Below are 13603 nucleotides of genomic sequence, written 5' to 3'. Positions count from 1 at the left end.
AAGTTGCCCAAAACCTGTTCCCTGTTCCCTTGTCATAACGACAATTTTTAACGCCAACCTACTTAATAGTTTAATTGTAATTGCTGTTATTTTTTAGGTGTTGCTTCACCAAATTTAATGACAAGGGAAATTGATATACTCACTATCAAAATCAATGTCATACTTAAAGCTGAACCAAAACCCCAATTTTGAGTAGCACCAAGAAACTGATTATAAACTAATCTGGCCGCTGTCATGCTGGAAGCACCTCCTAATAATTCGGGGTCAATAAAATCCCCTAATGCAGTAATAAAAACTAGCAATGAACCAGCCGCAATACCGGGTAAAACTTGAGGTACAGTCACTTTCAAAAAAGTTTGGATGGAATTTGCACCTAAATCAGCAGCAGCTTCTAATAGTCTTTTATCTAATTTTTCTAAGGAAGCATACAAAATTAATACCATGTAGGGTAATAGGCTGTAACTCATACCAATTAATACAGCTAAATTACTATTGAGAATATCTAAAATTGGTAAACCAATACTGGTTAACAAACTATTTAATAATCCGCTGGGACGCAAAATAGTAATCCATGCGTAAGAACGTAATAAAGAAGAAGTCCATAAAGGTAATACAAAGGCTAATACTAACAAATTTTGCCAGCGATGTGGTACTATTACAGCAATCCAATAAGCAACGGGAAAACCTAACATTAAGGTGATAATAGTAGTACCAAAGGCAAAAAAAAGTGAGTTGAATATCACTTTTAAATAAATCGTTGCAAAAATGTGAATATAGTTACTAAAACCACTGGGATTTACTAAATCACCAGGACGAATATCTGGGACTAAGCTTAACTCAAAAATGATTAATGTTGGCAAAAGTAATAATATTAATAACCAAATACCAGATGGTGCTAGTAATGTCAAGGGAGGTAGCCAATTTTTCCAGGCTGTTTGTAAGTCTGTTTTTTTCAGGTTGTTAGTAGATTCCATTTGAGTATTAGGGTTTGGTGATTTTGGATAGGGTTATATATTTAATATTTAATATTTAAAATTGCCATTTTTCTGTATTTTGGTTTTGTGTTTTAACTGACGGATAAATCTAACCACAGAGGCACAGAGAACACGGAGGTAAGAGGTAAGGAGGTGATGTTTGACTGGATCATTAATGTTTTTAAGTAGGTGAGCGGAAAAAAACCGACATAAGTAACGAAAAGTAAAGTTGCCCAAAACCTGTTCCCTGTTAAGAGTTCCCTGTTCCCTTGTCATAACGACAATTTTTAACGCCAACCTACTTATGTTAGTAATTGAGTCCAATATCTGTCATAGATTTCTTCAAATTTTCCCAAGGGGGTAATCCGTTCACATTTTGCTAAAATTGATTCGGGAGGAAATAAATTGCTGTTCTGTTGAATTTTCTGTGGTAATTGCTCAAATGCTGCTCTATTAGGGGTAGAAATATATAGTCTTTGGGCAATTTTGGCGGCTATGTCTGGTTGTAAAATTAAGTTGATCCAAGCATAAGCACCAGCTAAATTAGGGTTGGATTTAGGAATGACAATGGTATCTGTCCATAATGAAGAACCACTACGCGGAATGACAAATTTTAGTTTGGGGTTTTCTCTAGAAATTCTCACCGCGTCCGCAGAATAACACATGGAAATTAATAGGTCTCCTGCTAGGATTTTATTTTGCCAAGCATCTGTATCAAAAGCAGCAATCGCAGGTTTGAGTAATTTTAATTTTTGATATGCTTGTTTTATTTCATTTTCATCTTGTGAATTATAGGAGTATCCTAGCATTCTCAAGGTTGCACCTATCACTTCCCGGACATCGTTGAGTAAGGTAATCCGTTTATTTAATTTATCTCGATTTTGCCACAGATATTCCCAATCTTCGGGAGGATTTGAGAGTTTTTCTGAGTTGTATAATAACCCTGTTGTTCCCCAATTGAAGGGAATACTATAACGGTTTTTGGGGTCATAAGTGGGATTATTAAATTGTGGAAATAAGTTATCTAGTCCGATTAATCGGTTATGATCTATTTCTGCTAATAATCCTTTTTCTGCCATTTTCTGTACCATAAAATCTGATGGATAGATAATACTATAAGTACCACTTCCCCCAGCTTGCAATTTCGCTAACATGACATCATTGGATTCATATACATCTGCTATTACTTTCATCCCTGTTTGTCTGGTAAAGGTTGTTAGTAATTCTTTATCTGTATATTGTGTCCAGGTGTAAATATATAGTTTATCACTTTGATTAGGGTTAATATCTTTTGAGCCTACATTGGCTAGTCTCCAACCACAACTACCTAAAGATAAGGTGGAAAAAACTGCAATTTTTTTGAGAAGTTTACGTCTGTTAATCATTGGGGGAAATTAAGTGTTGATAATTGATTCATAAGATATTATGCTAGGAATAATTGACCGCAAATCAATTAAAGTTTGTTATTTTCACTAATAGCTAAACAGTCGGCTTTTTCCCACCAAGTATAAATGGTTGTATTTCTTTCTAGTAAGTTAGTGAATGTATTCGGTTGTAAAACATTAATTTTCATACCGTTGATTAATTCAACGGTATAATTAACATGAGTACCTGAATACATGATATTAATTAACCTTCCAGCAAAGCAGTTTATGGGTATATTGGGTGGATATAGGGAAAGTTGGATTTTTTCGGGACGGACGCTAACTACTACATTTTGGGATTTTTCTAGGGGTGTTTGTTCGCAGCGATTAACAATCATCGTTAATCCGGTTTTTGTTTCAATTTTCACACATTCTGCGTCTATTTCGGCAATTTTACCACTAAATAAATTAGTATTACCGATGAAATCAGCTACAAAAACTGTTTGGGGACCTTCGTAAATTTGACTGGGAGTACCAATTTGTTCTATTCTGCCTTGATTCATCACAGCAATGCGGTTAGATAGAGATAGCGCCTCTTCTTGATCATGTGTCACCATGATAAAGGTTAATCCTAACTCTTGGTGAAGATTGGATAGTTCAACCTGCATCTGTTTACGAAGTTTTAAGTCTAATGCTCCCAAGGGTTCATCTAATAGGACCACTGCGGGACGATTAACTAAAGCCCTTGCTAATGCTACCCGTTGTTGTTGACCTCCTGAGAGTTGATGAGGAACACGCGATCGCAAGTTTTCCATTTTTACAAGTTTTAAAGCTTCAGTGACGCGACTAGTAATTTCTGATTTGGATACTTTTTTTAATCGCAGTCCAAAAGCAATATTTTCCCACACATTTAAATGATTAAATAAAGCATAACTTTGAAATACAGTATTAACAGGTCGTTGATAAGGAGGAATATCGGTCATTAATTGACCTTGAATCAATAGTTTACCAGCATCAATTCTTTCAAATCCAGCAATTAAGCGCAGTGTGGTAGTCTTTCCACAACCAGATGGACCTAAAATACTAAAAAACTCTCCTTTTTTAACATTCAAGTCTACACCCTGTACTGCGGGTTCTTGGTTAAAAAACTTAAATACGTTGCATAATTCAACATCAAGTGTCTGTGAGGATTTTAAATCCCTTTGATTTTTGATCGCAGTTTCAGCCATAATATCCAGTCCAATGTCCTCATTTCATATTTAATATTGTCAATTGTTAATTTTTCCCTATTTAACCCCAAATTTCTTTGAGTCCTATGGCTATTTTACCACCATTGCTTAGTAGTCAAAAAAATACGCGCACAGTTGGACGTGGTGTCCAATCTACATTTGTAATTTTATTCACATTATTAATGTTATCTGGTATTGGCGCTCGATTGGTCTATTTACAAATTGTACAAGGAGAGAAACATCGTCAACGCGCAGAATCTAACCGGGTGCGAATTATTCCTAAACAACCAGAAAGAGGTAATATTTTTGACAGAAATGGCAAATTATTAGCCAGCACTCGTTATCCTCGGTCTGTATATTTATGGCCTATGGCACATAGAAAATCCTCCTGGTCTGTCGTCGGTCCACGTCTAGCGCAAATTCTGGAAATTCCCCAAGCAGAGATTGAAAAAACCCTTCAAGAATCTGCTGTTAATCCTTCTTCACTGATTCGTATTGCTCGCAACTTAAATGAAGCCCAAGTTACAGCATTAAGAGAGTATGAAAATGAACTCCCAGGTGTGGAAATAAATACGGAAGCTGTTCGTTATTATCCCTATGGTAAAGAGTTAGCCCATATACTTGGATACACCAGGGAAATTACGGCTGAACAGTTGGAAAAGAAGAAAGCCCAAGGCTACCGATTAGGCGATGTCATGGGTCAAATGGGTATAGAAAAGGCTTATGAAAAATCGTTAAGAGGGGAGTGGGGAGGTCAGCAAATAGAAGTAGATGGTAGCGGTAGACCCCTCCGAGTATTGGGAACTAAACAAGCAAAATCTGGTAATGATCTACATTTAACCATAGATTTAGAGACGCAAATAGCCGCAGAAAAGGCTTTAGGTAATCGAAATGGAGCAATAGTAGCCATTGACCCTAAAAATGGTGCTATATTAGCAATGGTGTCTCATCCCAGTTTTGACCCCAACATCTTTTCTAAACAAAAACTGTCCCAAAAAGATTGGGAAAGTCTCCAAGGTTCGGAACATCCTTTAGTTAATCGTGCTATTAGCGTCTTTCCTCCCGCTAGTACCTTTAAAATTGTCACCACCACAGCGGCGCTAGAATCGGGACAATTTTCTCCAGATACAGTATTACAAACCTATGGTTCTTTAACTATTGGTGGGACTAGATTTGGTGAATGGAATCATGCTGGTTTTGGACCATTGGGTTTTGTGGGAGCGCTACAGTGGAGTAGTGATACCTTCTTTTATCAAGTTGGGAAGCGGGTTGGCGGACCAACATTGATTTCATGGACTCGTAAATATGGATTTGGTCAAAAAACTGGTTTTGAATTTACTACAGAGGAAGCTAAAGGTTTAGTTCCCGATGAAAATTGGAAACAGAAAGTATGGAAAAGAGATTGGACTGTGGGTGATACTATAAATATGTCCATTGGCCAAGGGGCTTTACAAACTACACCTTTACAAGTCGCTGTCATGTTTGCTGTACCTGCTAACGGTGGTTATCGTGTCCAACCCCATTTACTCAAGGATAATGAAGAAGCTAAAAGTTGGAGAGAATCATTAAATCTCAAACCTACAACCGTCAACGTTTTGCGTGTGGGATTAAGGAAGGTAGTTAGCGAAGGCACAGGTAAGGTATTAAATACCCCTACTCTTCCCCCGGTAGCGGGTAAAAGTGGGACTGCGGAAGCTTGGAGACGAGGAGTTAAAGAAAATCACGCTTGGTTTGGCGCTTATGCACCCGCTGATAAACCAGAAATTTTAGTGGTGGCTTTTGCTGAACATTCCGGTGGTGGTGGTGGTAGTGTAGCAGCACCTATGATTTTAGCAGTAATGGAAAAACATTTTGCTCGCAAGTCAAATAGGTAAACCACCTTGACGTTGAAAACCATAGTTTTTGGGAATTACAGCAGTTTTCGAGTCAAAGTAAGCTGTTAAGCAGCTAAATTAGACAATTCTAATATAGCTAAATCTTGTGGTGCGGGCATCTTGCCTGCCACTTGTCCAATATAATTATAGAAATTAAATGCAGTGCATCTGACTACAAAAATAATCTATGGTATGCTGATACCAAGCTGTAATTAATCTCCGTTTATCTGCGTTCATCTGCGGTTAATTATTCAGAGAAAATATGTTCTATCAGGAAATTAAAATTTACCCTCTGTGCCAGCGTGTTCCTTCTTTGCTATCTATTAAGGTAACACCTTTTCTTAATAGTTGATCACGAATTTGATCAGATTCTGCGAAATTTTTGGCTTTCCGTGCTACCTGTCTTTTTTGAATTAAATCCTCAATATCAACATCACTTATACCATGATTAACGAGATTTTCTACTTCTGGTTGGGCATTTAAACCTAAAACATCTGCTAATCTAATTAGAGTTTGCCATTTTTGCAGTAATTCATTGGCTGGTGTTTCTGTTTTTCCTTGATGTATAATAATATTTCCTTCTCGATTTAGTTCTTTGGCTAATTCAAAAATTATTGCTAAACCACCAGGGAAATTAAAATCATCATTCACTGCTGTTTTAAATCTCTCAACCTCCGCATTTTGGATTTGAGATTTGAGATTTTGGATTTGGTTAGATTCATCCCACTTTAATTTTCTACCATGTTCATAACCGAAAAGTAAACCTTCTTTGAGCGTATGCCAGCCATTGGTTGCTGCTAATATGCCATCATCAGTAAAATCTATGGGTTTGCGGTATTGTGCCATTAAGACAAATAATCTTACCGCCATTGGGTCTATGCCACGATCTAATAATTGGCGAATTGTGATAAAATTACCCAAGGATTTGGACATTTTTTCACCGTCTACCTTAACCATACCATTGTGTAACCAATAATTGGCTAAAGGTTTGCCAGTTACCGCTTCTGATTGAGCAATTTCGTTTTCATGATGGGGGAAAATTAAGTCAGCACCACCAGCATGAATATCTATTGTATCACCCAAGCGATCGCGCACCATGGCAGAACACTCTATATGCCATCCTGGGCGGCCTTTTCCCCAGGGAGACTCCCACGCAGGTTCACCGGGTTTTGCAGCCTTCCACAGAGCAAAATCAAAGGGGTATTTCTTCTTTTGATATTCCGCGTCTTCGATATTTACCCGTTCACTCGCACCGGCTTGCATATCCTCTAATTTGCGTCCTGAAAGTTTACCATATTCGTTAAAATTCTGTACCGCATAATAGACATCACCGTCAGCGGGATAAGCAAAACCTTTATGCTCTAAATCGTGAATTAATCGCTGAATTCCATTCATTGTATGTGTAGCGCGGGGATATTCGTCAGCTTCTTTAATTCCTAACCGTGACATATCCTCAAAATACGCCTGAATGTAGCGTTCTGCGACGATTTCCATGGAGGAATTTTCTTCTCTAGCCCGTTTGAGAATTTTATCATCAATATCCGTAAAATTCTGGATGTAATACACATCATAGCCAATAAACTTCAGGTATGAACGCACTATATCCCAGATAATAGACGTTCTAGCATGACCCAAATGGCAGTAATCATAAACTGTCACACCGCAGCAATACATTTTCACTTTTCCAGGTTCGACGGTGGTAAATTGCTCTTGACGACGGGTGAGAGTATTGTAAATAGATAGGGTCATAATAGAGGAATAAGGCAATCTGACGATTAATAATGATAACGCAATTTGATGACAATGGTGTCATCCCAGATTAAGATCAAGCTGCATGGAGTAAGTTTATGCCTGAATTTTGTTATAGTTGGAGGTCTTAGTAGCTAATAACTATTAACTATTATTAGTAATACTTGCTAATCTCGTCAACACCTGGAGGTAAAGTATGATTCAAGCATTACCCAAAACTAAATCAGTCACTTTTGAGGAATTTGTGGAATGGAAACCAGAGGGAAAGTATTATGAATTACATCATGGAGTAATTATTGAAATGGCACAACCATTAGGAGATCATGAAGATATTACTGGTTTTTTGGCTGAGAGAGCCACGGCTGAATATCTACGCTTAAATTTACCCTATCGTATTCTTAAAACTGTTTTAGTTAAACCCCCTGAAAATCAATCTGCTTACTCACCAGATGTGTTGATCATCAATCGTCCTAATTTAATCAATGAGCCATTATGGAAACAACAATCTACCCTGATCCAAGGTGCATCAATTCCCTTAGTAATTGAAGTTGTGAGTACAAATTGGCGTGTTGATTATTTAACAAAAGTCAAAGATTATGAAGAAATTGGTATTCCTGAATATTGGATTGTTGATTATTTAGCATTAGGAGGAACTCCCTATATCGGAAATCCTAAACAACCAACTATTTCTATTTATGATTTAATTAATGGGGAATATCAAGTGAGTCAATTTAGAGGAAATCAAACTATAGTTTCACGTACTTTCCCCGAATTAACCTTAACTGCTAACCAAATTTTTCAAGCTGGTATGTAAATATTAGGACTTACGCACAAGTCACGGAATAATGAACCACGTTCGCGGAGCGTCCCGTCAGGGATAGGAACGAAGAGAACGAAGAAAAGAGGGTTTGAGAGATATTTTGCGTAAGTCCTGAATATGTTACTCTCGTGGACAAAATTAAGATAAAATCTAAAATACACCAACAATTCACTTTCCACCATGCAAACAATAGTTAATTCCGACTCTCAGACCATGGAACTTACTAAAAAAGGTTTACCAGTAACTATTATTACCGGGTTTCTCGGTAGCGGTAAGACTACTTTACTCAACCATATTTTGACAAATCAGCAAGGTGTGAAAACTGCTGTTTTAGTGAATGAATTTGGAGAAATTGGTATTGATAACGAATTGATTGTTTCCACTGATCAAAACATGGTGGAATTAAGTAATGGCTGCATTTGTTGTACCATTAATAATGACTTAGTTGATGCTGTTTACAAAGTTTTAGCACGGGAAGAAAAGCTAGATTATCTAGTTGTTGAAACCACTGGTTTAGCTGATCCTTTACCAGTGGCCATGACATTTTTGGGTTCAGAATTACGAGATGTAACCCGATTAGATTCTATTATTACTGTAGTTGATGCCGCCAATTATAGCTTAGATTTATTCAATTCTGAAGCTGCTTTAAGTCAAATTACTTATGGTGATGTCATTCTCCTCAATAAGACAGATTTAGTTGACGAAACCACTTTACAGGAATTGGAGAAAAAAATCAATAATATTAAAGAAGGATCGCGGATTATTCGGACTACAAAATCTCAAGTTCCACTTCCTTTAATTCTGAGTGTTGGTTTGTTTGAATCTGATAAATACTTTGATTCCCAAGCAGAAGAACATGATGATCATTCCCATTGTGAACATGAACATGATGATCATTCCAGTTGTGAACATGAACATCACGAACATCATGAACATCATCATCATCATGATCATTCTAACCACTTAGAAAATGACGGTTTTACCTCTATTTCCTTCCAGAGTGATAAACCTTTTTCTATTAGAAGATTTCAATATTTTCTAGATAATCAATTACCTACAAATGTCTTCCGTGCTAAAGGAATTATGTGGTTTGAAGAAAGTCCTCAACGTCATATTTTTCATCTTTGCGGTAAACGCTTTACTATTGATGATGATCAATGGAAAAATGAAAACAAAAAGCAAAATCAGCTAGTGCTAATTGGTCAAAATCTAGATAGCGAAACCTTACTCCAGCAACTAGAAAATTGTATTTGTCTTCCTTCTGCCAGCAAAGGTAGGGGATTTGGAAAGTAATCATTAGGAAATATTTTATAGGTTGGGTTAAGCAGTAGAGTAACCCAACAAATCTAAAAAAACCCATACAGGGGTTTCCGCTCTTATGAGGTACTTCATTTGCCCCTTCCTCGCACCCCCCTCAATCCCACCGCTGCGGGGGGAAGAAAAGGATAAACTTTTGATATTGGAGGGGGTTGGGGGTGGGGTTCTTGTACCTCATAACATCGGGAAGTGCTGTAAATTATCATTGAAGCTAATGGCTATTTAATTTGCAGACTAGGGCGAGCAAGATTCTCATCCCACAAGGGTCTGATAAAATATCAATATGCAAATCATATTTGTTTGAGCTAAAGAATTCGGGGATATTCATAGATCATTTTTTATTCCAAGGTAAAGCGTAAGTCCAAGGGAGCTTTTTAATAGTAAAACGACAATTAATAATTGACACTGGAGGAACATTTATCCCCGGAGCAATACCGGCTCTCATTTCCGAAATCCGCAGCACAAGTTGTAATGAAAATTCCAAATCCTTTTTGCTATCTATAAAGTCTTTATATAACTTTTTATTCCCTTTAACACCCGCGACATTAATTAAAGGAGAAGCTGGTTTATAGATTCCTGATTCTTTATCTCTTTGAAAAACATCCTCTGCGGTGACATTTTCGGAAATTGTTTTCTTAGGAGCAATAATTGTCGGAACTTGGGGTATAGCTAAATCACGGGTTAAATCTGGAGATTTGCGAATTACCCGCCGCGACTCCTTGCTATGTTCAACCACAAAAGAACTATTATCCCAGTCAACATATATAGCAATACTGTCTGATTTATTTTCAATACTCATGGATAATTCTTTTAGATCATTTTGCACTTTATCTAAACCATAAGTACCTGTTTTAAAGGAAATACCCACTGTATCTTGAAGATTTTGTTCTTTCAATTGATCATCAACAGCACCTTTTTGAAAATCAACTTTTACTATATCGTCTATAGATTCAATCATGCGGTTGAATGTCCAATAGATAGTAAGTATATAAATCATCAAAATAATCAGATTTTGGTCGCCATTTTGCATTTTTATAACCCTGATTTTCTACCAATTGACAAATAGTAACATAGTCTTAACTATGATTTGCCTGATTTTTTTGATTTACAGCACTTCCTGATGTTATGAGGTACAAGAACCCCACCCCCAACCCCCTCCAATATCAAAAGTTTATCCTTTTCTTCCCCCCGCAGCGGGGGGATTGAGGGGGGTGCGAGGAGGGGGCTTAAGATGTACCTCATAAGAGCGGAAACCCCTGTATGTAATCAAGTTTTGTAATGTGATTGGATATAATTTTCGCAAGTGTGACTCTAAATCAAAGACTATGAAACATCCAATGATTTTAGAGTTGATTCAATGATTATAGGACTTACGCACGAGTCACGGAATAAGGAATAACGAACCACTCTAGGTGCAGAGGTAACAGAGAAATCAGGGTTTGAGAGATATTTTGCGTAAGTCCCGGATTACTATCTTAAATCATTATCATCACCAAAATCTACCCAAATTATAATTCAGACAGTTTAAAGGGTAATAAAACCACCTGATCAATTAACTCGCGTGTTCCCAGTCACTGAGTGATTCAGAGGGCTGATTTTTCCTTTTTGTTTTACGGACTGGTATTTGAGGGGTTCCAATATCAACAGAAGAAAAAGGCTGTTTCTTCTTAGCAGACTTGCGTTCTTTTGTATTATTCATAGCTATTTTCACTTTCTAAAAACTTTAAACTCTATTTAAGTTTTCAATGTTTATTTAGCCAATACCGGACAAAAATTGAGGTAATTCATCAATCTATAAAATTTTATCATTTAGTAGGATTTACTACAGAAAATCCTCGTTTTTGAGGTTGGATATTTGCTAACTTTACTTGAAAGTTTATTTGATCGTATATCTTACCAATTCTGGCTTCTAGCCGCCAATTACCAGGTTGTAAATACCAAAATATACCATTATTTGATTGTGTAGATAAATGTTGATTATTTAGCCACCATTCCACAGACTGATTTATTGTTCCACTAACTTTAAATTCTAGTTTTTGTTGTTCTTCTCCACCGGGATACAACAGAAATAAATCTCCATTATGAGGAGAGATAATTCGGAAATTATCAGAATTAAAATGCAATTGTGGCTGTTTTCCTAACCATTGATCATACACAGGTGATAAATGGAAATCCGTATATTTTTCATAAGCAATTTTATCTTTTAAAGAGAAATATTCCTGAACTATTGAAGTACAGCTAGGTGTAGGTTTTAACCCTGTTGTGGCACAAATGGGTAATTTTATCATGTCTGCTGGAGGTGGAAAATCAGCAGAGGTTTGATGTTCATGCAGATGTAACATGATTCTATTCCACAAAGGTGCAGCCCCTGTGACACCAGAAACCTGACGCATGGGTTCGCCGTTAAAATTACCCACCCAAGTAGCCACGGTATAATCACTACTAAAGCCAACTGTCCAGGTATCACGATAATTAGAGGAAGTGCCAGTTTTAACAGCGACAGGAAAGGGCAAATTTAACACTGAGTCTACACCAAAAGCCGTGGATCTGGCATAGCGATCGCTTAACATATCAATAATTAATTGCCAATAATTAGAAACTAAAGATTGAGAATTGGCAATTGGGGCAATATTTAATGAAGTTACCAATGGTGTGATTTTACCCATATTTGCCATAGTTAAATAGGCACTAGCTAGTTCCCACAAATTCACCTCACCACTGCCCAAAGTTAAACCTAAACCGTAATATTCAGCACTTTGATTTAGATGTGCAAATCCCAAATCATGCAACCGATTTAAGAAAGTTTCTACACCCACTTTTTCTAATACCTTTACCGCAGGTACATTTAAAGAATTGGCTAAAGCAACTCTGACTCTTACCTGACCCAAAAAGCTATTAGTATAATCTGTGGGACTATATAATTTTGCCCCTGGAATTGCATAATGAGTAGGCACATCTGGCAAAATACTATGAGGACTAATTACTCCCTTTTCTAAACCTAATTCATACACAAATGGCTTTAATGTAGAACCTGGTTGACGTAACGCTTGAACTCCATCGTTTTGCCCTAATTCCACTTCATTAAAATAATCAGGCGAACCGACATAACTTAAAACCTCCCCAGTGGAGTTGTCAATTATTACCACTGCTGCATCATGGACATTATTAGCCTTTAAAGAAGAAATTACTTGTTGTACTTGTGCTTCCACAAATTGCTGTAAAGGGCGATTTATGGTAGTGCGGATAGGTGATGATTCTGAGTTAGACGTATTGTTTTTTGTTGCTAACCAAAATAAAAAATGTGGTGCAGCAATAATTCCCTGTTGACGGGGTTTAAATACTAATTTTTCTTTAGATATAAGTTCTGCCTCTTCGTTAGAAATATATTTTTCTGCTACCATTCTATTTAAAACATATTTTTGTCTTTGTTGTAATCTTTCTCGATGTTGATAAGGATTAAAATAAGTAGGATTATTAGGAATTGCTGCTAAAATAGAAGCTTGGGCTAAGTTTAAATCACTAGCAGGAATAGAAAAGTAAATTCGCGCCGCAGCTTCAACACCATAAATATTTCCTCCCATGGGTAGACGATTAATATAAGCAGTAAGAATTTCATCTTTAGTCATTCCCGCAGCTAATCGCCAAGATAGCCAAATCTCTTTTAATTTTGCGGTAATAGTTCGGGGTGAATTATCCAACATTCTCGCCAATTGCATGGTAATTGTGGAAGCACCAGAAACGATTTTTTTATTTTCAATTGCTACTTTTATCGCCCGAAAAATTGCTTTTAAATCTAACGCCCCATGTTGATAAAAACTACCATCTTCAGCAGCTAAAATTGCTTTGATAAATTGGGGTGAAACTTGATTTAATTTGATAATTGATGTATGTTCTTGATCACTGGTTAAAACAGTTCCTAATGGTAAATTATTGCGATCTCTAAACTCTATAGCTAATCGATGCTGGGCAATGTCTATACTATGAATAGGTGCAAAATAAGGGCATAATCGAATTGTTAAACAGATGAAAATGAAGGTGAAAATAATCTTACTTAATTTGTAGTTGCGCTTTAGTTTCAATTTATATGATTTTATCTCACGCAAAGACGCAGAGGCGCGAAGAGTAAGAGTTTTTAGGATACGAGTTAGTAAATTCATAATAATGTTAAGAATTGTATACTTTTTGGGAAATTGTCACGTTACATTAGTTATCTATATATCATTCCTGTTTTTTAATCGAACCACAGAGACACAGAGAACACAGAGGAAGAGAGTTG

The 13603-nt window shown here is 36.7% G+C and carries 9 protein-coding genes; 3 read left to right on the top strand and 6 right to left on the bottom strand.

Features of this window, described 5'->3' with window-relative positions; all coding sequences use genetic code 11:
- Positions 1 to 86: 86 nt before the first annotated feature.
- From H6G25_RS02675 to H6G25_RS02665, 3 genes are all read right to left on the bottom strand, one after another.
- Positions 87 to 974 (bottom strand): ABC transporter permease, encoded by an 888-nt coding sequence (locus H6G25_RS02675; protein WP_190391147.1) that lies wholly within the window; start codon positions 972 to 974, stop codon positions 87 to 89.
- Positions 975 to 1276: 302 nt separating this feature from the next.
- Positions 1277 to 2359, bottom strand: a complete 1083-nt coding sequence (locus H6G25_RS02670) for a spermidine/putrescine ABC transporter substrate-binding protein (protein ID WP_190391146.1) — start codon at positions 2357 to 2359, stop codon at positions 1277 to 1279.
- A gap of 68 nt (positions 2360 to 2427) precedes the next feature.
- Positions 2428 to 3567 carry an ABC transporter ATP-binding protein gene (locus H6G25_RS02665; protein WP_190391145.1) on the bottom strand — a complete coding sequence of 380 codons (1140 nt, stop codon included), beginning with the start codon at positions 3565 to 3567 and terminating at the stop codon, positions 2428 to 2430.
- An 86-nt stretch (positions 3568 to 3653) separates the two neighbouring features.
- On the opposite strand from H6G25_RS02665, the gene mrdA reads away from it, so the two are divergent.
- The gene (mrdA, locus tag H6G25_RS02660) at positions 3654 to 5441 is read left to right on the top strand and encodes a penicillin-binding protein 2 (protein ID WP_190391144.1); all 1788 of its coding nucleotides are present in this window, start codon (positions 3654 to 3656) and stop codon (positions 5439 to 5441) included.
- Between the two features lie 285 nt (positions 5442 to 5726).
- On the opposite strand, the gene cysS is transcribed toward mrdA, so the two are convergent.
- Positions 5727 to 7190, bottom strand: a complete 1464-nt coding sequence (gene cysS, locus H6G25_RS02655) for a cysteine--tRNA ligase (protein ID WP_190391143.1) — start codon at positions 7188 to 7190, stop codon at positions 5727 to 5729.
- Between the two features lie 196 nt (positions 7191 to 7386).
- Between cysS and H6G25_RS02650 the strand changes: the two genes are divergently transcribed.
- Positions 7387 to 8004, top strand: a complete 618-nt coding sequence (locus tag H6G25_RS02650; protein WP_190391142.1) for a Uma2 family endonuclease — start codon at positions 7387 to 7389, stop codon at positions 8002 to 8004.
- A 186-nt stretch (positions 8005 to 8190) separates the two neighbouring features.
- Positions 8191 to 9303: a GTP-binding protein gene (locus tag H6G25_RS02645; protein WP_190391141.1), complete on the top strand. Its 1113-nt coding sequence runs from the start codon at positions 8191 to 8193 to the stop codon at positions 9301 to 9303.
- Positions 9304 to 9658: 355 nt separating this feature from the next.
- On the opposite strand, the gene H6G25_RS02640 is transcribed toward H6G25_RS02645, so the two are convergent.
- Both H6G25_RS02640 and pbpC read right to left on the bottom strand, forming a co-directional pair.
- On the bottom strand, positions 9659 to 10357 hold the full coding sequence (locus H6G25_RS02640) for a hypothetical protein (RefSeq protein ID WP_190391140.1): 699 nt from the start codon (positions 10355 to 10357) through the stop codon (positions 9659 to 9661).
- A gap of 775 nt (positions 10358 to 11132) precedes the next feature.
- Positions 11133 to 13484 (bottom strand): penicillin-binding protein 1C, encoded by a 2352-nt coding sequence (pbpC, locus tag H6G25_RS02635; RefSeq protein WP_190391139.1) that lies wholly within the window; start codon positions 13482 to 13484, stop codon positions 11133 to 11135.
- Positions 13485 to 13603 lie beyond the last annotated feature (119 nt).

It is taken from the genome of Dolichospermum sp. FACHB-1091, assembly GCF_014697585.1.
Taxonomy (GTDB): Bacteria; Cyanobacteriota; Cyanobacteriia; order Cyanobacteriales; family Nostocaceae; genus Dolichospermum.
Note: the sequence above shows the minus strand (reverse complement) of the source record. Positions and strands in the feature narration are given on the sequence as shown.

What these genes read in the sequence shown, in the direction of transcription:
- H6G25_RS02675 (WP_190391147.1), bottom strand. Translation starts at nt 974, where the DNA reads ATGGAATCTACTAACAACCTGAAAAAAACAGACTTACAAACAGCCTGG.
- H6G25_RS02670 (WP_190391146.1), bottom strand. Translation starts at nt 2,359, where the DNA reads ATGATTAACAGACGTAAACTTCTCAAAAAAATTGCAGTTTTTTCCACC.
- H6G25_RS02665 (WP_190391145.1), bottom strand. Translation starts at nt 3,567, where the DNA reads ATGGCTGAAACTGCGATCAAAAATCAAAGGGATTTAAAATCCTCACAG.
- mrdA (WP_190391144.1), top strand. Translation starts at nt 3,654, where the DNA reads ATGGCTATTTTACCACCATTGCTTAGTAGTCAAAAAAATACGCGCACA.
- cysS (WP_190391143.1), bottom strand. Translation starts at nt 7,190, where the DNA reads ATGACCCTATCTATTTACAATACTCTCACCCGTCGTCAAGAGCAATTT.
- H6G25_RS02650 (WP_190391142.1), top strand. Translation starts at nt 7,387, where the DNA reads ATGATTCAAGCATTACCCAAAACTAAATCAGTCACTTTTGAGGAATTT.
- H6G25_RS02645 (WP_190391141.1), top strand. Translation starts at nt 8,191, where the DNA reads ATGCAAACAATAGTTAATTCCGACTCTCAGACCATGGAACTTACTAAA.
- H6G25_RS02640 (WP_190391140.1), bottom strand. Translation starts at nt 10,357, where the DNA reads ATGCAAAATGGCGACCAAAATCTGATTATTTTGATGATTTATATACTT.
- pbpC (WP_190391139.1), bottom strand. Translation starts at nt 13,484, where the DNA reads ATGAATTTACTAACTCGTATCCTAAAAACTCTTACTCTTCGCGCCTCT.